The organism is Streptococcus sp. SN3, from assembly GCF_030439905.1.
Genome location: NZ_JAQFJF010000003.1, coordinates 1 through 20,554, shown reverse-complemented (window position 1 = coordinate 20,554; position 20,554 = coordinate 1). Strand labels below are relative to the sequence as shown.

15 protein-coding genes and 1 rRNA gene are annotated in these 20,554 nt (G+C 43.0%); 15 read left to right on the top strand and 1 reads right to left on the bottom strand.

Annotation, left to right across the window (positions count from 1 at the left end; all coding sequences use genetic code 11):
• Positions 1-101: 101 nt before the first annotated feature.
• From mecA to sufB, 7 genes are all read left to right on the top strand, one after another.
• Entirely contained in the window at positions 102-854 is a 753-nt protein-coding gene (mecA, locus tag PCY71_RS06985; RefSeq protein ID WP_002911767.1) for an adaptor protein MecA, read from the top strand.
• Positions 845-2,011: a glycosyltransferase family 4 protein gene (locus PCY71_RS06980; RefSeq protein WP_002908072.1), complete on the top strand. Its 1,167-nt coding sequence runs from the start codon at positions 845-847 to the stop codon at positions 2,009-2,011. The genes mecA and PCY71_RS06980 overlap by 10 nt, the downstream gene beginning before the upstream one ends.
• A gap of 89 nt (positions 2,012-2,100) precedes the next feature.
• Positions 2,101-2,871 carry a Fe-S cluster assembly ATPase SufC gene (gene sufC, locus PCY71_RS06975; protein ID WP_002893635.1) on the top strand — a complete coding sequence of 257 codons (771 nt, stop codon included), beginning with the start codon at positions 2,101-2,103 and terminating at the stop codon, positions 2,869-2,871.
• A 41-nt stretch (positions 2,872-2,912) separates the two neighbouring features.
• The gene (gene sufD / locus PCY71_RS06970) at positions 2,913-4,175 is read left to right on the top strand and encodes a Fe-S cluster assembly protein SufD (protein ID WP_125342582.1); all 1,263 of its coding nucleotides are present in this window, start codon (positions 2,913-2,915) and stop codon (positions 4,173-4,175) included.
• A 41-nt stretch (positions 4,176-4,216) separates the two neighbouring features.
• Complete coding sequence (locus PCY71_RS06965; RefSeq protein WP_002908866.1) at positions 4,217-5,449, top strand: cysteine desulfurase; 1,233 nt, start codon at positions 4,217-4,219, stop codon at positions 5,447-5,449.
• Entirely contained in the window at positions 5,436-5,873 is a 438-nt protein-coding gene (gene sufU / locus PCY71_RS06960) for a Fe-S cluster assembly sulfur transfer protein SufU (protein WP_048774121.1), read from the top strand. The genes PCY71_RS06965 and sufU overlap by 14 nt, the downstream gene beginning before the upstream one ends.
• A 17-nt stretch (positions 5,874-5,890) precedes the next feature.
• On the top strand, positions 5,891-7,303 hold the full coding sequence (gene sufB, locus PCY71_RS06955; protein ID WP_002893631.1) for a Fe-S cluster assembly protein SufB: 1,413 nt from the start codon (positions 5,891-5,893) through the stop codon (positions 7,301-7,303).
• 139 nt (positions 7,304-7,442) lie between these two features.
• On the opposite strand, the gene pbp3 is transcribed toward sufB, so the two are convergent.
• Positions 7,443-8,711 (bottom strand): D-alanyl-D-alanine carboxypeptidase PBP3, encoded by a 1,269-nt coding sequence (gene pbp3 / locus PCY71_RS06950; protein ID WP_004185468.1) that lies wholly within the window; start codon positions 8,709-8,711, stop codon positions 7,443-7,445.
• 295 nt (positions 8,712-9,006) lie between these two features.
• On the opposite strand from pbp3, the gene PCY71_RS06945 reads away from it, so the two are divergent.
• From PCY71_RS06945 to PCY71_RS06910, 8 genes are all read left to right on the top strand, one after another.
• Entirely contained in the window at positions 9,007-10,962 is a 1,956-nt protein-coding gene (locus PCY71_RS06945; RefSeq protein ID WP_032911845.1) for a peptide ABC transporter substrate-binding protein, read from the top strand.
• A 191-nt stretch (positions 10,963-11,153) separates the two neighbouring features.
• Positions 11,154-13,124, top strand: coding sequence for a peptide ABC transporter substrate-binding protein (locus tag PCY71_RS06940; protein WP_301412490.1), 1,971 nt, complete (start codon positions 11,154-11,156; stop codon positions 13,122-13,124).
• A 232-nt stretch (positions 13,125-13,356) separates the two neighbouring features.
• Entirely contained in the window at positions 13,357-15,342 is a 1,986-nt protein-coding gene (locus PCY71_RS06935) for a peptide ABC transporter substrate-binding protein (RefSeq protein WP_301412489.1), read from the top strand.
• 64 nt (positions 15,343-15,406) lie between these two features.
• On the top strand, positions 15,407-16,903 hold the full coding sequence (locus PCY71_RS06930; RefSeq protein WP_301412488.1) for an ABC transporter permease: 1,497 nt from the start codon (positions 15,407-15,409) through the stop codon (positions 16,901-16,903).
• Complete coding sequence (oppC, locus tag PCY71_RS06925) at positions 16,903-17,829, top strand: oligopeptide ABC transporter permease OppC (RefSeq protein ID WP_002893621.1); 927 nt, start codon at positions 16,903-16,905, stop codon at positions 17,827-17,829. The genes PCY71_RS06930 and oppC overlap by 1 nt, the downstream gene beginning before the upstream one ends.
• Positions 17,830-17,837: 8 nt before the next feature.
• Positions 17,838-18,905: an ABC transporter ATP-binding protein gene (locus tag PCY71_RS06920; protein WP_301412487.1), complete on the top strand. Its 1,068-nt coding sequence runs from the start codon at positions 17,838-17,840 to the stop codon at positions 18,903-18,905.
• Between the two features lie 10 nt (positions 18,906-18,915).
• Entirely contained in the window at positions 18,916-19,842 is a 927-nt protein-coding gene (locus tag PCY71_RS06915; protein ID WP_004192139.1) for an ATP-binding cassette domain-containing protein, read from the top strand.
• Positions 19,843-20,143: 301 nt separating this feature from the next.
• A 16S ribosomal RNA gene (locus PCY71_RS06910) occupies positions 20,144-20,554 on the top strand; the annotation flags it as partial.

Genomic DNA, 20,554 nt, shown 5'->3' with positions numbered 1-20,554 from the left:
TTTTCTTGCAACCTCCATTTTCAGACCAATACTAGCTATTTTTTGAAATACGGGGGATTTTTTAGTATAATAGTAGGACTAGAAGTGTATGAGGTAGAGATATGGAAATGAAACAGATTAGTGATTCGACCATAAAAATCACGATTCAGCTGGAAGATTTGGAAGAGCGCGGCATGGAAATGGCTGATTTCTTGGTTCCCCAAGAAAAGACGGAAGAGTTTTTCTATACCATCTTAGATGAGTTGGAAATGCCGGATAATTTTTTGGATAGCGGTATGCTGAGTTTCCGTGTGACGCCTAAGCCAGATAAGGTGGATGTGTTTGTTACCAAGTCTAAGTTGGATAAGAATCTGAGTTTTGAGGATTTGGCAGATCTGCCAGACATGGATGAGCTATCTCATATGTCTCCCGATGAATTCCTCAAGACATTGGAAAAGAGCATTTTTGAAAAGAGCAAGGAAGATATAGAAGCGGTCCAATCTTTGGAAACAGCCGAAGCAGAGGAAAGAGAGCAGCTTTCTCAGGAGGCGGCGGATGAGCAGTCGGCAGAAAATGCAGAGCGCTATATATACTATATCCTGCGTTTTGAAGATATTAAGGCTGCTGCGGCTTTTGCCCAGACGGTGGACTATAAGATTGACTTATCAGAGCTTTATAAGTATGATTCAGCTTATTATTTGACGATTTTGGTAGACGTTGAGGGTTTCCCAGAGCGCTATCCAGCTTGGCTCTTGGCCAAGATGCGTGAATTCGCAGATGATTCAGATATTACTCGGGCAGTGCTGCAGGAACACGGTCATCTGCTTTTGGTGACAGATGCTGTCTCCGGCCTGCAGAAGGTTGAATGCCTATGATTACTTTTCCTTTAAAGTTTATCTTGGTATTGCTGGGAACTTTTTTTATCGGGGTGATTCTGACACCCTTGGTTCGGCTCCTAGCCTTTAAGATTGGGGCGGTAGATTATCCCAATGCGCGCCGCATCAATAAAAAGCCCATGCCTAGCAGTGGCGGGTTGGCGATTGTAGCGGCCTTTTCTATCTCTACTCTGCTCTTGATGCCGCAGATTGTTGCTGTAGATTTTTTTGGACAGACCTATTTTGATTATGTTTGGCCGGTCGTTCTAGGTGGTTTGATTATTGCCTTTACAGGGCTGGTTGATGATATCAAAGAACTGTCGCCTTTGCTGAAAATGGGTGGGATTGTTCTAGCAGCCAGTCTAATCTGGTGGCTGACTGATTTCCGATTGGATGATTTTAAGCTTCCTTTTGGCGGACCTTTCCTGCATTTTGAGCCTTGGTTGTCCTATATTTTGACAGTGGTGTGGATTATTTCTATCACCAATGCAGTTAATTTGATTGACGGTTTGGATGGTCTGGTGAGTGGGGTGTCCATCATCTCGCTAGTGACGATGGGGATTGTTTCTTACTTCTTTTTACCCCAGCACAATCTCTTTCTGACCTTGACTATTTTCGTCTTGGTCTTGTCAATTGCGGGCTTTTTCCCTTACAATTACCACCCAGCTATCATCTATCTTGGTGATACAGGGGCCCTCTTCATCGGCTTTATGATTGCCGTCTTGTCCTTGCAAGGGCTAAAAAATGCGACGGCTGTTGCAGTGGTGACCCCTATGATTATCCTAGGGGTGCCGATTACGGATACTTTTCTGGCGATTATCCGCCGTACTCTATCTGGCCAGAAATTCTACACACCTGACAAGCACCATCTCCATCACAGACTCTTGTCCTTGGGATTGACTCACCGAGGAACAGTGTTGGTTATCTATGGGATTTCACTGGTCTTTGCCATGATTTCTCTCTTGTTGAATGTTTCCAGTCGAATTGGTGGCGTGCTCTTGATGATAGGCTTACTTCTGGGAGTTGAGCTCTTTGCTGAGCTGGTTGGAGTTTTGGGGCCTAATCGTACTCCTTTACTCAATATTCTCCGCTTTATTGGCAACTCCTCCTACCGAGAGGAAGTTCGGCGGAAATGGCGTCAAAAGAGGAATAAATAAGAATAGCTCTAAACAAAATAAAAGCCTTTTGGGCTTTTTTTTGGTATACTAAAGTGTGTAAATCAGCTAAGCAAAGAAAGGAAAAAGAAATGTCTGTCTTAGAAATCAAAGATCTTCATGTTGAAATTGAAGGGAAAAAAATTCTCAAAGGGGTGAATCTCACTCTGAAAACGGGAGAGGTTGCAGCAATTATGGGCCCGAATGGAACAGGGAAATCAACCTTGTCTGCAGCCATCATGGGCAATCCTAACTACGAAGTGACTCAAGGAGAGGTGCTTTTTGATGGAGTCAATATCTTGGAGTTGGAAGTGGATGAGCGTGCTCGCATGGGACTCTTCCTGGCTATGCAGTACCCTAGTGAAATTCCTGGTATTACTAATGCAGAGTTTCTACGTGCAGCTATGAATGCTGGCAAGGAAGACGAGGAAAAAATCTCTGTCCGCGACTTTATCATGAAGCTGGATGAAAAGATGGAACTGCTCAACATGAAAGAAGAAATGGCTGAGCGCTACCTTAATGAAGGTTTCTCTGGGGGGGAAAAGAAGCGCAATGAAATCTTGCAGTTGCTCATGCTAGAGCCGACTTTTGCACTTTTAGATGAGATTGACTCTGGTCTCGATATTGATGCTCTTAAAGTTGTATCTAAAGGGGTTAATGCTATGCGAGGTGAAGGTTTTGGTGCTATGATTATCACTCACTATCAACGCCTGCTCAACTATATCACTCCAGATGTAGTTCATGTCATGATGGATGGTAAAGTCGTTCTTTCTGGCGGTCCTGAATTGGCAGTCCGCTTGGAGAAAGAAGGCTATGCTAAATTGGCTGAAGAGTTGGGCTTCACCTATACCGAAGAAGCCTAGTCAAACATTCTTTTGACTTTGATAAAAGATAGGAGAATGACATGACTAAAGAATTGATTCAAGAATTTTCACAGCTACATGCAGAGCCAGATTGGCTCTTTCAACTGCGCCAGCAGGCCTTTGATAAGATTGACCAGTTAGAATTGCCGCGTATTGAGCGGGTTAAATTTCACCGTTGGAATCTGGGTGACGGCCGTATTTCAGAGAGTGAGCCGCTGACAAGTGTTCCAGACTTTACAGCCCTAGATGACAATCTCAAGCTTGTCCAAGTGGGAACTCATATTGTTTTGGAGCAATTGCCAGCTGACTTGGCAGCACAAGGTGTGGTTTTCACTGATTTCCACACTGCCTTAGAAGAGATTCCAGAGCTGGTAGAGAAGCATTTTATGTCTGCGGTCAAGTACGACGAGGACAAATTGGCAGCTTACCACACTGCCTATTTCAACAGCGGTGCCGTTCTTTATGTGCCGGACAATGTTGAGATTGACCAGCCAATTGAAGGAATTTTTTATCAGGACAGCGAAAGCGATGTTCCTTTTAACAAGCATATTTTGATTATCGCAGGCAAGCATTCCAAGGTTAGCTACTTGGAACGCTTGGAAACTTACGGCGAGGGCTCTGTCCCAGTAACAGCCAATATCACTGTCGAAGTTATTGCTCAGGCTGGAGCTCAGATTAAGTTTTCAGCTATTGATCGCTTGGGCGAAAATGTAACAGCTTATATCAGCCGTAGAGGTAAGCTGGACAATGATGCCATGATTGACTGGGCTATCGGCGTTATGAACGAAGGCAATGTTGTGGCTGACTTTGATAGCGACCTTTATGGCAAGGGCAGCCATGCGGATATGAAAGTAGTGGCTCTCTCAAGTGGCAAGCAGGTTCAGGGGATTGATACCCGAGTAACTAACTATGGCTGCAACTCTATCGGAAATATCCTGCAGCACGGGGTTATCCTAGAAAAAGGAACCCTGACCTTCAATGGTATCGGCCATATTATCAAAGGTGCCAAGGGAGCAGATGCCCAGCAGGAAAGCCGAGTTCTCATGCTGTCTGACCAGGCTCGTTCAGATGCTAATCCAATCCTCTTGATTGATGAAAACGATGTGACAGCTGGTCACGCGGCTTCTATCGGCCAGGTGGATCCAGAGGATATGTACTACCTCATGAGTCGGGGTCTTGATAAGGCGACGGCTGAACGCTTGGTCGTGCGCGGCTTCTTGGGCTCAGTGATAGTAGAAATCCCTGTTAAGGAAGTCCGTGATGAAATGATTGAAAATATCGATATTATTCTCGCAAAAAGATAAAAAGCTGGGCCTTGTCCCGTATTAGTTAGATAGGAGCCTTCATGTCCATGTTTAATGCAGAAGCAATCAAGCAAGATTTTCCCATTTTGGACCAAATTGTCAATGATGAGCCTTTGGTTTATTTGGACAATGCGGCGACAACCCAGAAACCCAAGCAGGTGCTGGCAGCTATTGAAAACTACTATCTTAGAGACAATGCCAATGTCCACCGCGGTGTCCATACGCTAGCCGAGCGGGCGACAGCGGCCTATGAAGCAGCCCGAGAAAGAGTTCGTGCTTTTATCAACGCAGCTTCTAGCAGAGAAATCCTCTTTACACGAGGAACCACGACGAGTCTCAACTGGGTGGCTCAGTTTGCGGCTGAAAGGCTGCAGCCTGGTGACGAAGTGATGATTTCTATCATGGAGCACCATTCCAATGTCATTCCTTGGCAGGAAGCTTGTAGGAAGACCGGAGCCAAGTTAGTCTATGTCTATCTCAAAGATGGTGCTCTGGATATGGAAGATTTCCGTACTAAGCTCAATGATCGGACAAAGTTTGTCTCTCTGGCTCATGCTTCTAATGTCCTCGGTGTCATCAATCCCATCAAGGAGATTGCCCAGTTGGTTCATCAGCAAGGAGCACTTTTGGTGGTAGATGGGGCTCAATCCATTCCGCACATGAAGATTGATGTGCAGGATTTGGATGCGGACTTCTTCGCCTTTTCGGGGCATAAGATGGCCGGACCTACTGGTATCGGAGTTCTCTATGGCAAGGAAGAGCTGCTAGAGCAGATGTCGCCAGTCGAATTCGGCGGCGAAATGATTGATTTCGTCTATGAGCAGGAAGCGACCTGGAAGGAGCTTCCTTGGAAGTTTGAGGCCGGCACTCCAAATATGGCAGGAGCAATCGGTCTTGCGGCGGCCATTGATTATTTGGAAGAATTGGGCATGGATGCCATTGCCCAGCATGAGCAGGACCTGATTGCCTACGTATTTCCTAAGCTACAGGCAGTGGAAGGCTTGACCATTTATGGCTCTCAGGATTTGGCCCAGCGTTCAGGCGTGATTGCCTTTAACCTAGATGGTCTCCATCCGCATGATGTCGCGACGGCTCTGGACTACGAAGGAGTGGCTGTTCGGGCGGGTCACCATTGTGCCCAGCCTTTGCTCACCTATCTGCAGGTGCCAGCGACTGTGCGGGCTAGCTTTTATATCTACAATACCTATGCGGATTGCTACAAGCTGGTAGATGCTTTAGAAAAGACAAAGGAGTTTTTCAATGGCACTTTCTAAGTTAGACAGTCTTTACAAGGCGGTTGTGACGGACCACTCGGCTCACCCCCATCATCATGGGAAACTGGAAAATGTGGAGCAGGTAGTCCTTAATAACCCGACCTGTGGTGATGTTATCAGCTTGTCTGTGAAGTTTAATGCTGAAAACCACATTGAGGATATTGCCTTTGTGAATTCCGGCTGTACCATTTCAACGGCTTCGGCCAGCATGATGACGGATGCGGTTCTGGGCAAGACAAAAGAGCAGGCGCTGGAATTAGCAGAAGTTTTCTCGCAGATGGTTCAGGGCCAAGAAGACAGTCGCCAGAAAGAATTGGGAGATGGAGCCTTTTTAGCAGGCGTTGCCAAATTCCCGCAGCGGATTAAGTGTGCGACCTTGGGTTGGAATGCCCTTAAGCGAGCAATTGAAGAAGATAAAAAGTAAGAATGTGAAAGGAAATTATGTCAGAAGAAAGAGTAGAACCAAAACCGATTGATCTCGGTGAATACAAGTTTGGTTTTCATGACGATGTTGAGCCTGTTCTCTCGACAGGGAAAGGGCTGAATGAAGCGGTCATTCGTGAGCTTTCTGCAGCCAAGGATGAACCAGAATGGATGCTGGATTTCCGCCTCAAATCCTACGAGGCTTTCAAGAAGATGCCGATGCAGACTTGGGGGCCGGATTTGTCGGAAATTAATTTTGATGACTTGATTTATTATCAAAAGGCCTCTGATAAGCCTGCTAGAAGCTGGGATGAAGTGCCTGAGAAGATCAAGGAAACCTTTGAGAAGATTGGGATCCCAGAAGCAGAGCGAGCATACCTCGCTGGAGCGGCTGCTCAGTATGAGTCCGAAGTGGTCTACCACAATATGAAGGAAGAGTTCCAAAAGCTAGGAATTGTCTTTACGGATACCGACTCAGCTCTTAAGGAATACCCAGAGCTCTTCAAGCAGTATTTTGCTAAATTGGTCCCTCCAACAGATAACAAACTAGCAGCTCTCAACTCCGCCGTCTGGTCAGGTGGTACCTTCATCTATGTGCCAAAAGGTGTCAAGGTAGATGTTCCCTTGCAGACTTATTTTCGGATTAACAATGAAAATTCGGGTCAGTTTGAGCGGACTTTGATTATTGTTGATGAGGGCGCTAGCGTCCATTATGTTGAGGGATGTACTGCTCCGACATATTCTAGCAATAGCTTGCATGCTGCGATTGTCGAAATTTTTGCCCTCGATGGTGCCTATATGCGCTACACCACTATTCAAAACTGGTCAGATAATGTCTACAACCTCGTGACCAAGCGGGCGCGGGCTATGAAAGATGCGACGGTTGAGTGGATTGATGGGAACCTCGGTGCGAAAACGACTATGAAATATCCGTCTGTCTATCTGGATGGACCTGGAGCGCGTGGAACCATGCTTTCCATTGCCTTTGCTAATACCAATCAGCACCAAGATACAGGTGCTAAGATGATTCACAATGCTCCTCATACCAGCTCATCTATCGTGTCTAAGTCTATTGCTAAGGGTGGAGGTAAGGTGGATTACCGCGGTCAAGTGACCTTTGGAAAGAATTCACAGAAATCCGTCAGCCATATTGAGTGTGATACGATTATCATGGATGATATTTCAGCGTCAGATACCATTCCTTTTAATGAAATTCATAATTCTCAGGTGGCTCTGGAGCATGAGGCCAAGGTTTCTAAGATTTCAGAAGAGCAGCTCTACTATCTCATGAGCCGTGGCTTGTCCGAATCCGAAGCCACCGAAATGATTGTCATGGGCTTTGTCGAGCCATTTACTAAAGAACTGCCTATGGAGTATGCTGTTGAGCTTAACCGCCTTATCAGCTATGAAATGGAAGGATCAGTTGGGTAAAGCTTCGTCTAAGCGAAATTTTGAATCACTGCTTGAAGACACGCATTGTGAGTTAATATTCAAAGATGTTTGCTAGCTCTAGTCCAACATTTAGAAAACATACAAAACAACCGCGAATCATTTGATTCGCGGTTGTTCTTTATAATTTCTCGTTGACATAGCGGACAAAGTCATTCCACCAGACCTTGAAGAAGATACTTTTTTCTACCTCTTGGCCTGCCACCATCGTGACAGAAGGCGCTTTGTTTTCCAGATAACCTTGGCCGATTGGCTCAGGGTCGGTATAGGTCAAGGTTCCGAGCTCAGTATTTTTTTTCAGCGGAGCTTGGAAGCCTTTTTCGTTGGTGGAAAATTCCACCTTGTGCTCAGCCTGATTGGCGATGCGCTCAATGATGGTGAAATCCTTGCTGGCGACGGCTGGAACGGTCTTTTGCTTGCCGTCAATAACGGTTGAATTACTTTTATTGTAGGTCTCCCCCTCAGCCACAATGGTCGTCTGAGTGAAGTTTTGCGAAACATAGTTCATCAAAGATGCTGTGGCTACAAAGCGTGCGTAGGGGTCGCCGTCGGTTTGCTCAACGTCCAGCACAACAGTAATCATGCGGATACCATTTTCAGTAGTCGTCGCAACAAAGGAAGAGCCTCCCTTATCCGAACTGCCGGCTTTGAGTCCGTCTACACCTGAGCGGAAGTTGGACTGGTTTTCCAACATGAAGTTATAATTTTCCAGACTCGTCCCTGCAATTTTAGCTGTGGACTTGGAAGTGATGTCTGTCACTTGAGGGAAGTCCATAATCAGATGCCGGCTGATAACAGCCAAGTCGTAGGCACTGAATTTATTTTCAGTGTCCTTGCTTTTTTTAGATGTGCTAGCTGAGGCGCTATACTCTGTTTCTTCAGTTGCGTATTCTAGAAGAAGAGTATTCAGCCCTGTGGAGTTCACAATAGTAGCATCTTTGATTCCCCATTCTTTAAGCTTGGCCTTCATCATTTGGACGAAATTTTCTTCGCTGCCTCCAACCTTTTCAGCCAAGGCAATCGTGGCACTGTTGGAGCTGGACATCAAGGAAGCGGCAATCAAGTCCTTGGCTTTGTAACGTTTGGCTTCCAAAGGGACATTGCTGATATTTGGATTAGATGTTAGAGTGTAGGCGTAGTCTGAGATATCAACATAGGTATCGGCAGTCAGGTCTCCTCTGTCAATGGCTTCATAGACCAGATAGACGGTCAAAAGATTGGTGATGGAGCCGACTTCGATTGGAGTATTAGCATCTTTTTCGTAGAGAATCTTTCCGGAAGTAGCGTCTACAGCCATTGCACTCTTAGCTGCAATGTTGAAATCATCTGCTGCAACCTTGCTGGCGGTCATTCCGACCAAAACTAGTAAACATAGGAATAATCGTTTCATTTCTTTCCCCTAAAACAAGATATAACCATTGTATCATAAAAAGCTCTTTTCTTTCACAAATGAAGGATAATAAAAATATTACAGAATAGATGTAAAAAGGCGCTGATATTGACTTTAAACGCATTTTTATAAAGTTTAGCATAGAAAAATATGACAATAATTAAAAAATATTTGAAATAACACAGTTTATAAGGCTGAAAAATAGAAAATTATTACTTTTTTACATAAAGCGTTTACTTTTTTAGAAAAATATTGTATAATAATACAATATACTGAATTGAGAAGGAGAATGCTCATGAAAAAATCTAAATGGTTGGCCATTACTGGACTGACAGTCGTGTCAACACTGATTTTAGCTGCTTGTGGAAACTCTAGTGCCAGCAATACCTATTCTTATGTCTATTTGAGTGACCCTGATACTTTGGACTATGTCAATTCAAATCGGGCTACTACGTCCGATGTTATTACAAACTTGGTGGACGGCCTTTTAGAAAATGATAAATATGGCAATTTGGTTCCATCTATTGCGGAAGACTGGACTGTATCAAAGGATGGTTTGACCTATACCTATAAGCTTCGTAAAGATGCTAAGTGGTACACATCAGATGGTGAAGAATATGCAGAGGTTAAAGCACAAGACTTTGTAGCAGGTTTGAAGCACGCGGCAGATGAAAATTCTGAAGCTCTTCCTATCGTCCAAAGCTCTATCAAAGGCTTGGATGCCTATGTCAAAGGAGAGTCTAAAGACTTCTCAACAGTTGGAGTAAAAGCAGTTGATGACCACACGGTCGAATACACGCTCAACCAGCCAGAAAGCTACTGGAACTCTAAGACGACCATGGGGATTCTGTTCCCCATCAATGAGGATTTCTTGAAGTCACAAGGCAAAGATTTTGGTACCGTAAAACCTTCTTCCATTCTTTATAACGGACCTTATGTTCTGAAAGCATTCACTTCTAAGTCTGTCATTGAATATGCTAAAAACCAGAACTATTGGGATAAGGACAATGTCAAGGTTGAAAATATAAAACTGACTTATTTTGATGGTTCGGATCAGGAATCCTTGATCCGCAACTTCTCAGACGGGGCTTATTCTCAAGCACGGCTTTACCCTACGAGCTCTAACTATGCTTCTGTAGAAAAGCAGTACAAAGACAATATTATTTACACACCACAGAATTCAACTAGTTTCTATTTTGCTTTCAATCTGAATCGTAAGACTTATAATCATTCGTCTAAGACATCAGATGCTCAAAAGGCATCAACTACAGCTGCTATTCAAAATAAAGACTTCCGTCAGGCAATCAACTTTGCCTTTGACCGGACATCTTTTGGAGCTCAGATGAATGGTAAAGATGGGGCGACTAAACTCATCCGTAGCTTGCTAGTTCCTCCTAGCTTCGTGCAGGTTGATGGCAAAGACTTTTCAGATGTAGTAGAGAGCAAACTTCCTACATACGGTGATGAGTGGAGCGGTGTCAAACTGACAGATGCCCAAGACAGCATCTACAATGCTGATAAAGCCAAGGCGGAATTTGCCAAGGCAAAAGAAACCTTGCAAGCTGAAGGTGTAGAATTCCCAATCCATATTGACGTCCCTGTCGATCAGTCTGACAAGGTTTTGGTACAACGGACGAATTCCTTCAAACAGTCTGTCGAATCAGCGCTTGGCCAAGAAAATGTCGTTATTGATGTTCAGCAAATGTCAACAGATGACTTTGATAATTCTGCCTACTTTGCAGAAACAGCAGCTCAGAAAGACTACGATCTCAACATGTCTGGCTGGTCAGCAGACTACCAAGATCCATCAACTTATCTGAATATCTTTAACCCTGAAACAGGTGATGCTGCAGATAATATTGGTATAGAAAAAGGGAAAAATGCTGATGTGGCAAATAAGGTTGGCTTGAATGAATACAAGGCTTTGCTGGATGAAGCTGATCAAGAAAAACAAGATACAGATGCTCGTTACACCAAATACGCAGCAGCTCAGGCTTGGTTGACGGATAGCTCCATTGTTATTCCTAGTGTTTCTGGTGGTGGTTCACCAGTCGTTCAGAAGGTTGTGCCATTTACCAAGTCTTACTCTTATGTCGGAATCAAAGGAGATGCCTATGTCTTTAAGAACATGGAGCTCCAAAATGATATTGTTACAGCTAAAGACTATGAAGCGGCTCTTAAGAAATGGGAAAAAGAAAAGGAAGCATCCAATAAAAAAGCCCAAGAAGACTTAGAAAAACACATTAAATAAGGTTCTGAACCGCGAGCTTTTGATTCTTTATAAACAGTTTGGAATCAAAAGTTTGTGAATACGATAAAGCGAGACTGAGACATTTTGTCCCAGTCTCTTTTTTATATGACTCTCCATTACATTGAAGCGTTTACATCCTGTCGCAGAAGTGCTATAATGAAAGTAATCTTAATGAAAACTGGAGGAAGTTTATGAAAACATCTAAGTTAGCTGCAGCTGCTGGGCTTGTCATTCTCTCTGCAGGAATTTTGGCTGCCTGTTCGTTTGGCGGCTCCAATTCATCTGGGAAAAACTATAGCTATGTTTATACGGCAGATCCAGATACGCTGGATTACACTGTGTCCAATAAGCGGGCAACCAATGAGATTATGGCTAATGTAGTAGATGGTTTGCTGGAAAGTGATAAGTATGGTAACTTAGTGCCTTCTCTAGCGGAAGATTGGACTGTTTCAAAAGATGGTCTGACCTATACTTATAAGCTTCGTAAGGGAGTGAAATGGTATACTTCTGATGGTGAAGAATATGCAGATGTGACTGCTAAGGACTTTGTGACCAGTCTTAAGCATGCTGCTGACAGCAAGTCTGATGGTCTCTATATCGTTCAAAAATCCATTAAAGGCTTGGACGACTATGTCAATGGTAAAATAACTGATTTCTCCCAAGTGGGTGTCAAGGCGGTGGATGATTCTACTGTTCAATACACTTTGAATCAGCCAGAAAGTTTCTGGAATTCTAAGACAACCATGGGGATTCTTTTCCCAATTAACGAAGAATTCCTGAAATCAAAAGGTGACAAGTTTGCTCAGGGAACGGATCCGACCAGTGTCCTCTATAACGGTCCGTTTATCTTGAAATCTATCACTTCGAAATCTCAAATTAGCTTAGAGAAGAATCCAAACTATTGGGATAAGGAAAAGGTGAAAATTGACACTGTCAAATTTTCTTACTACGATGGTCAAGATACAGAATCTCTAGTGCGTGGCTTCTCTGACGGCAACTACACCATTGCTCGTCTTTTCCCAAATAGCTCCAACTTTGCCAGTGTGAAGAAACAGTATGGCGATAATATCGTCTACACTCCTCAAGGTTCAGGAACCTTCTTTGTCACAACTAATATCGACCGTCAGTCTTACGAGCATACCTCCAAGACAACAGATGCACAGAAATCTTCCACTAAGAAAGCACTGCTCAATAAAGATTTCCGTCAGGCTCTGCTTTTTGCCTTTGACCGTACTGCCTATTCTGCCCAAACCAATGGCGAAGAAGCAGCAGACAAGCAGCTTCGTAATACCTTTGTTCCGCCAACCTTTGTTCAAGCTAATGGTAAAGAGTTCGGCAGCATTGTAGAAGAAAATCTGGCTAGCTACGGTGATGAGTGGAAGGGAGTCAAATTAGACGACGCTCAGGATGGTCTTTATAATCCAGAAAAAGCCAAGGCAGAATTTGCCAAAGCTAAGGAAGCGCTGCAGGCAGAAGGAGTGGAATTCCCAATCCATCTGGATATTCCAGTTAGCTCAGCAGATACCAATGGCGTTAAGAGTGTTCAGTCATTGAAGCAGTCTATTGAAGCCAATCTTGGCTCTGACAATGTAGTAATTGATATTCAGCAGATGACAGATGATGAGTTGAATAATATCACCTACTTTGCAACCTCTGCATCCCAAGAAGACTGGGACTTGAATAATAATCTTGGCTGGAGTCCAGATTATAACGATCCATCTTCTTATCTGGAAATCACTGGCTCTAAGACTGGTGAGAATGTTGACAGCTACTTTGGTTTTGACCCTGGAACAGATAATGCAGCAGCTAAAGAGGCCGGCTTTGAAGAGTATGACAAGCTCTTGGAAGACGCAGCTGCGGAAAACGAGGATATTAACAAACGTTACGAAAAATATGCTGCAGCTCAGGCTTGGCTGACAGACAGTGCTCTGTTGATGCCAGCTTGGTCATCTGGTGCAACACCAAGTGTCCGTAAGGTTGTTCCATTCTCAGGACCATTTGCTTGGACTGGAAACAAGGGCGAATACAGTTTTAAATATGTTGAAATCCAAGATAAACCAATAACGACTAAAGATTATGAAAAAGCGCGTGAAAAATGGGCAAAAGAAAAGGAAGAATCCAATAAAAAAGCTCAAGCAGAACTCGCAGAACATATCAAATAAATCAAGAAAATCCCATTGTAGCAACAGTGGGGTTTTTGATGATTTGAGAGATAGAATAAGCGAGTTTGAGCTTGTCTAATCCTATATAGCAAACATGCAGGAAGCCTGATTACATAAACATCTTAGGGTGTTAGTGAGCTAACTTAATATTCTGAAAATTTATTTTACTTTTAGTACTATCTATGCTATAATCTTAATTAAATCTAAAAATCTAAAAGATGGAGAAACCCATATGAAACAAAGAAAAGTCCTTGCGTTAGCAGGAGTTACTCTTCTTGCGGCTGGCTTTCTTGCAGCTTGCTCAGGCTCTAAGCCAAACACAAAGTCAGGCAGCTCAGACTCTTCTAACACCTTTAATTATATCTACGAGACAGATCCTGAAAACTTGAACTATCTCACTTCAAGCAAGGCTGCTACAACAGACTTGACTGCCAATGTCATTGACGGTCTTTTAGAAAACGACCAATATGGAAACTTAGTTCCTTCAATGGCAGAGGAATGGACTGTATCACCAGATGGGAAAACCTATACTTATAAGCTTCGCAAAGACGCTAAGTGGTATACTTCCGAAGGTGAAGAGTACGCAGATGTTACAGCAGAAGACTTTGTTACAGGTCTTAAGTATGCGGCAGACAATAAATCTGAAACAATCTACTTGGTTCAGGATTCTGTCAAAGGGCTTAAGGACTATATTTCTGGGAAGATTGATTTCTCAGAAGTAGGGATCAAAGCAGTCGATGATCATACCGTTGAGTATACTCTTAATGAGCCAGAAAGCTTCTGGAATTCTAAAACTACAATGGGAATTCTCTACCCAGTAAACAAAGACTTTTTGAAAAACCAAGGTGATAAGTTCGCTCAAGCAACTGATCCAACAAGCTTGCTTTATAACGGACCTTTCTTGCTCAAATCATTGACTTCAAAATCGGAAATCCAATTTGAGAAGAATCCTAATTATTGGGACAAAGAAAATGTTCATGTAGATGCAGTGAAACTCTCTTTCTATGACGGACAAGATCAAGGGAAACTAGCTGATCAGTTCAGTCAAGGGGCTCTGACAACAGCTAGACTCTTCCCAACTAGTGCGACTTATGAAAAGGTTGAAAAAGACTTTAAAGATAATATCGTCTATACACCGCAGGATGCCTCAACTTTCTTAGTAGGTACTAACATTGATCGTCAGTCTTACAACCATACTGCTAAGACATCAGAAGCTCAAAAGACTTCAACTAAGAAAGCCTTGTTTAACAAAGACTTCCGTCAGGCTTTGACCTTTGCTTTCAATCGTGAGTCCTATGCATCTCAGATTAATGGTAAGGACGGAGCAGACAAACTTCTTCGTAACCTTTACATCCCACCTACATTTGTGCAGGCTGGTGACAAGTCCTTCGGTGACTTAGTTAAGGAAAAAGTAGTAACTTATGGCGACGAATGGAAAGACGTTGACTTCTCAGATGGTCAAGATGGTCTCTATAACGAGAACAAAGCAAAGGCTGAATTCGCTAAAGCAAAAGAAGCTTTGAAAGCTGATGGAGTGGAATTCCCAATTCATCTGGACATTCCGGTTGATCAAACAGCTACTTCTAAAGTACAGCGCGTTCAATCCCTCAAGCAATCCATTGAGAAGACTTTGGGAACAGATAATGTTGTGATTGATGTTCACCAATTGTCTAAGGATGAAGTGACTAACATTACCTTGTTTGCTCCTTCTGCTGCTGAAGAGGACTGGGATATTTCAGATAATGTCGGCTGGTCTCCGGACTATCAAGATCCATCTACCTATCTTGATGTTATCAAACCTGGTGGTGAAAACACCAAGACCTTCTTAGGATTTGATGGCACAGATAATGCCGCAGCGAAACAAGTTGGTTTGGATGAATATACCAAGCTGGTTGACGAAGCTGGTGCAGAAAAGCAAGATTTGAACAAGCGTTATGAAAAATATGCGGCTGCTCAGGCTTGGCTGACTGATAGTGCTTTGTTGATTCCGGTAACTTCTAGAACAGGTCGTCCAACCTTGACTAAGGTAGTGCCTTTCTCAGCACCGTTTGCTTGGTCTGGTGCTAAGGCGCGTGAAGCAGCAAGTTATAAATACATGAAATTGCAGGATGAGCCTGTAACGACAAAAGATTATAATAGCGCTCAGGAAAAATGGAATAAAGAACGTGCGGAATCTAATAAAAAAGCTCAAGAAGAATTAGCAGACCACGTGAAATAAGCTTGCTAAGAGAACTTTCTCTAATAGAGGAGAAAGTTCTTTTGGAATTTAAAGGAAACGATAAATGAAAAAATATATTTTTATGCGTATCTTACGCTCAATTGTGTCGATTTTCTTGGTGACGACCCTGACTTATGCCATTATCTATACTATGGTGCCAAGAAGGTTGATTTTCAAGCAGGATCCTAACTATAATAAAATAGCGACCAATAAAGATAAAAAGACTAACTATGAAAACACCATCTTTGAGCGGATGGGTTACATTGACTATTATGATACCAAGGAACTGCAGGAGAAGGCTAGCAAGGAAGATTCTTCTGTTACCACAGAAGCTACTGAAGCAAACGAGAAGATTTATCAGAAGTATATTGATAAACTCGGTAATGGCTGGAAATTGCAGAAATTCCCACTGAGCGGAGAATTCTATGCTGTACGTGAAGTACCTGTTTATGAACGTGTCTTTGAGTTCTATGCTAATTTGATTCAAATTGACCATCCAAATGTTATCCAAGATGAGGAGAATCCAAACCTAGAGCGTTATATCCGGTTTGAAAATGATCCTTCTGTTGGCTGGTCTCTTGTGGGTTCTGGTACCAAGCATAAATATTTGCTTTACTTTAATGGTCAGTTTCCATTTGTCCACCAGAACTTTATTACCTTTAATTTAGGTAATTCTTATCCGACCTATGCTAATATCCCTGTTCTGCAAGTTATTACACAGGGACAAGGACAAACTAAGTCTTCTGAAGTTCAATTCCCAACAGGTAAAAAGATATCATCTGTTAACATTTACTCTCGTACCTATAAGACGCCAAGCAAAGCCGACTCACAGGATATTGCTAAGTTTGGTAAGGGAGATGCTTATACGGCGACTCAAAGCAACTATCAAAATCCATCCATGATTACCAGCTCAGCCATTATCGGTTTGATTGGTGTGGCTCTGTCTTATCTGATTGCTATTCCACTCGGATCCTACATGGCTCGACTCAAGAATACATGGTTTGATAGCATTTCTACAGCGGGCTTGACCTTTATGATGTCACTGCCAACCATCGCCTTGGTTTACATCGTTCGTTTGGCGGGCTCTGCTGTCGGTCTTCCAGACTCTTTCCCAATCTTGGGAGCGGGAGATTGGCGTTCTTATGTCTTGCCAGCTGTTATCCTAGGCCTTTTGAGTGCTCCTTGGACAGCGGTTTGGATTCGCCGGTATATGATTGACCTACAGTCTCAGGACTTTGTCCGCTTTGCGCGTGCTAAGGGTCTCTCAGAAAAGGAAATTTCTAACAAGCACATATTTAAAAATGCTATGGTGCCACTGGTATCTAGTATCCCAGCTTCAATCGTCGGAGTTATTTCCGGTGCAACCCTGACAGAAACAGTCTTTGCTTTCCCTGGTATGGGTAAGATGCTGATTGATTCCGTTAAGGCATCCAATAACTCTATGGTTGTTGGTCTTGTATTCATCTTCACATGTCTGTCTATCTTTGCTCTCTTGCTGGGTGACATTCTGATGACTGTACTGGACCCACGTATCAAGTTAACATCAAAAGGAGGTAAATAATGGCTACAATTGATAAAAGCAAATTCCAATTTGTCAAACGTGACGATTTTGCCTCTGAAACGATTGATGCTCCAGCCTACTCTTACTGGAAATCAGTCATGCGTCAATTCTTGAAAAAGAAATCAACCATTACCATGCTGGGGATTCTGATTGCCATTATTCTCATGAGCTTCATTTATCCTATGTTTTCAAACTTCGACTTTAATGACGTGAGCAAGGTAAATGACTTTAGCATGCGTTACATCAAACCAAGTTCTCAATACTGGTTTGGAACGGATAGTAATGGTAAGTCTCTCTTTGACGGTGTTTGGTTTGGTGCCCGTAACTCTATTCTTATTTCGATTATTGCGACGGTTATTAATCTGGCTATCGGAGTTATCATCGGCGGTATCTGGGGAATTTCCAAAACAGTTGACCGTGTCATGATGGAAATCTACAATATCATTTCAAATATTCCAGCCCTCTTGATTGTTATTGTCTTGACCTACTCTATCGGTGCTGGTTTCTGGAATCTTATTTTTGCCATGACGATTACTGGTTGGGTCGGTATTGCCTACACTATCCGTGTGCAGATTATGCGCTATCGGGATTTGGAATATAACCTTGCCTCTCGTACCCTTGGTACACCAACCCTCAAGATTGTTACGAAGAACATTATGCCGCAGTTGGTATCTGTTATCGTGACCACCACTTCACAGATGCTGCCAAGTTTTATCTCTTACGAAGCCTTTCTGTCCTTTTTTGGATTAGGTCTTCCTGTAACAGTGCCAAGTTTGGGACGCTTGATTTCAGATTATTCACAAAACGTGACGACGAATGCCTACCTCTTTTGGATTCCACTCACAACTCTGATTTTGGTATCCCTTACTTTCTTCGTAGTTGGTCAAAACTTAGCCGACGCTAGCGATCCACGTACACATAGATAGGAGTAAATATGACAAAGAATGAAAATGTAATATTGACTGCTCGCGATATTGTCGTGGAATTTGATGTTCGCGACCGAGTTTTAACAGCCATTCGCGGAGTCTCTCTGGACTTGATTGAAGGTGAAGTACTGGCTATTGTTGGTGAATCTGGTTCAGGTAAGTCTGTCTTAACCAAGACCTTTACGGGTATGTTAGAAGAAAATGGCCGTGTAGCTAAAGGAACCATTGACTACCGTGGCAAAGATTTGACAACTCTTCAGAGTAATAAGGATTGGGAGCCAATTCGTGGTGCAAAAATTGCGACTATCTTCCAAGATCCGATGACGAGCTTGGATCCCATTAATACGATTGGAAGCCAGATTACAGAAGTCATTATCAAGCACCAGGGAAAATCAGCCAAAGAAGCTAAAAAAATGGCCATTGATTACATGAGCAAGGTCGGAATTCCAGATGCGGAAAAACGTTTCGAAGAATATCCTTTCCAATACTCAGGTGGTATGCGTCAGCGGATTGTTATTGCTATTGCCTTAGCTTGCCGTCCTGATATTCTTATCTGTGATGAGCCAACAACGGCCCTCGATGTAACGATTCAAGCGCAGATTATTGACTTGCTCAAATCCTTGCAGCAAGAATATCATTTCACAACCATCTTTATTACGCACGACCTTGGTGTTGTGGCTAGTATTGCAGATAAGGTTGCGGTCATGTATGCCGGTGAAATTGTAGAATACGGTACAGTTGAAGAAATCTTCTACGAGCCAAAACATCCTTATACATGGAGTTTGCTATCCAGCTTACCTCAGTTGGCAGATGCGAATGGTGCCCTCTACTCGATTCCTGGTACTCCGCCGTCTCTCTATTCACCGATCAAAGGGGATGCCTTTGCTTTGCGTTCTGACTATGCCATGTCAATTGACTTTGAAGAAGAAGCACCGGCTTTCAAGGTCTCAGATACTCATTGGGCTAAGACTTGGTTGCTGCACGAAGATGCGCCTAAGGTTGATAAACCAGAGATTATCGAAAACCTACATGAAAAAATTCGTTCAAAAATGGGCTTCAATCAATTAGAAGCTTAGGAGGAAGGAAATGACTGAAAAATTAGTTGAAATTAAAGATTTAGAAATTTCCTTCGGCGAAGGAAGTAAGAAATTTGTAGCAGTAAAAAACGCAAATTTCTTCATCAATAAGGGAGAAACTTTCTCTCTTGTAGGAGAATCAGGCTCTGGTAAGACTACTATTGGTCGAGCTATTATTGGCCTTAATGATACCAGTGCAGGCGATATCTTCTATGAAGGCAAAAAGATTAATGGTAAAAAGTCAAAAGCAGAAGAAGCGGACTTGATTCGCAAGATTCAGATGATTTTCCAAGACCCAGCAGCTAGCCTGAATGAACGTGCAACGGTTGACTATATAATATCTGAGGGTCTCTATAATTACCATTTGTTTGATAGCGAAGAAGACCGTCAAAGAAAAGTCAAAGATATCATCAATGAAGTCGGTTTGTTGGCTGAGCATTTAACTCGCTATCCTCACGAATTCTCTGGTGGACAGCGTCAACGGATTGGGATTGCTCGTGCTTTGGTCATGCAACCAGACTTCGTGATTGCTGATGAGCCGATTTCCGCCTTGGACGTGTCTGTCCGAGCACAGGTCTTGAATCTTTTGAAAAAATTTCAAAAAGAGCTTGGCTTGACCTACCTGTTTATTGCCCATGACCTTTCGGTAGTTCGTTTTATTTCTGATCGTATCGCCGTGATTTACAAAGGTGTCATTGTAGAGGTGGCAGAGACAGAGGAGCTATTCAACCATCCTGTCCATCCTTACACACAATCCCTGCTCTCAGCTGTACCAATTCCAGACCCAATCTTGGAGCGTAAAAAAGTGTTGAAGGTCTATGATCCTGAACAGCACGATTATTCAGTTGATAAACCAGAAATGGCAGAGATTCGTCCAGGACATTATGTCTGGGCTAATAAAGCTGAACTCGAAAAGTATAAACAAGAACAAGAATAGAAAAAATGTCCGAAAGGGCATTTTTTGCGCCTTTAAAAGAAAGAATGTAGGTCAATTAACAGCCTCGAAGGTATGTAGAACTAACCACCAATTTAAAAATAATATTTTTTAAAAATTTTTCAAAAAAGGTATTGACAGGTTGGTGGTATAGGTGATATACTAATATAGTTGTCGCGAAAGACAAAGCCCTTTGAAAACTGAACAAGACGAACCAAGTGCAGGGTGACATAGAGATATGTAACCTGTCAAAAAACGAGAAATAAATCTGTCAGTGGACAGTAATGAGTGCGAACTCAAACTTTTTAATGAGAGTTTGATCCTGGCTCAGGACGAACGCTGGCGGCGTGCCTAATACATGCAAGTAGAACGCTGAAGAGAGGAGCTTGCTCTTCTTGGATGAGTTGCGAACGGGTGAGTAACGCGTAGGTAACCTGCCTGGTAGCGGGGGATAACTATTGGAAACGATAGCTAATACCGCATGATATTAATTGTCGCATGATAATTAATTGAAAGATGCAATTGCATCACTACCAGATGGACCTGCGTTGTATTAGCTAGTTGGTGAGGTAACGGCTCACCAAGGCGACGATACATAGCCGACCTGAGAGGGTGATCGGCCACACTGGGACTGAGACACGGCCCAGACTCCTACGGGAGGCAGCAGTAGGGAATCTTCGGCAATGGGGGGAACCCTGACCGAGCAACGCCGCGT

Excerpts from the sequence above, each read along its gene's own strand:
- PCY71_RS06965 (WP_002908866.1), top strand. The coding sequence starts at position 4,217 with ATGTCCATGTTTAATGCAGAAGCAATCAAGCAAGATTTTCCCATTTTG.
- PCY71_RS06920 (WP_301412487.1), top strand. The coding sequence starts at position 17,838 with ATGACAAAGAATGAAAATGTAATATTGACTGCTCGCGATATTGTCGTG.
- sufU (WP_048774121.1), top strand. The coding sequence starts at position 5,436 with ATGGCACTTTCTAAGTTAGACAGTCTTTACAAGGCGGTTGTGACGGAC.
- oppC (WP_002893621.1), top strand. The coding sequence starts at position 16,903 with ATGGCTACAATTGATAAAAGCAAATTCCAATTTGTCAAACGTGACGAT.
- PCY71_RS06930 (WP_301412488.1), top strand. The coding sequence starts at position 15,407 with ATGAAAAAATATATTTTTATGCGTATCTTACGCTCAATTGTGTCGATT.
- PCY71_RS06935 (WP_301412489.1), top strand. The coding sequence starts at position 13,357 with ATGAAACAAAGAAAAGTCCTTGCGTTAGCAGGAGTTACTCTTCTTGCG.
- PCY71_RS06915 (WP_004192139.1), top strand. The coding sequence starts at position 18,916 with ATGACTGAAAAATTAGTTGAAATTAAAGATTTAGAAATTTCCTTCGGC.
- PCY71_RS06945 (WP_032911845.1), top strand. The coding sequence starts at position 9,007 with ATGAAAAAATCTAAATGGTTGGCCATTACTGGACTGACAGTCGTGTCA.
- PCY71_RS06940 (WP_301412490.1), top strand. The coding sequence starts at position 11,154 with ATGAAAACATCTAAGTTAGCTGCAGCTGCTGGGCTTGTCATTCTCTCT.
- sufC (WP_002893635.1), top strand. The coding sequence starts at position 2,101 with ATGTCTGTCTTAGAAATCAAAGATCTTCATGTTGAAATTGAAGGGAAA.
- PCY71_RS06980 (WP_002908072.1), top strand. The coding sequence starts at position 845 with ATGCCTATGATTACTTTTCCTTTAAAGTTTATCTTGGTATTGCTGGGA.
- sufD (WP_125342582.1), top strand. The coding sequence starts at position 2,913 with ATGACTAAAGAATTGATTCAAGAATTTTCACAGCTACATGCAGAGCCA.
- mecA (WP_002911767.1), top strand. The coding sequence starts at position 102 with ATGGAAATGAAACAGATTAGTGATTCGACCATAAAAATCACGATTCAG.
- pbp3 (WP_004185468.1), bottom strand. The coding sequence starts at position 8,711 with ATGAAACGATTATTCCTATGTTTACTAGTTTTGGTCGGAATGACCGCC.
- sufB (WP_002893631.1), top strand. The coding sequence starts at position 5,891 with ATGTCAGAAGAAAGAGTAGAACCAAAACCGATTGATCTCGGTGAATAC.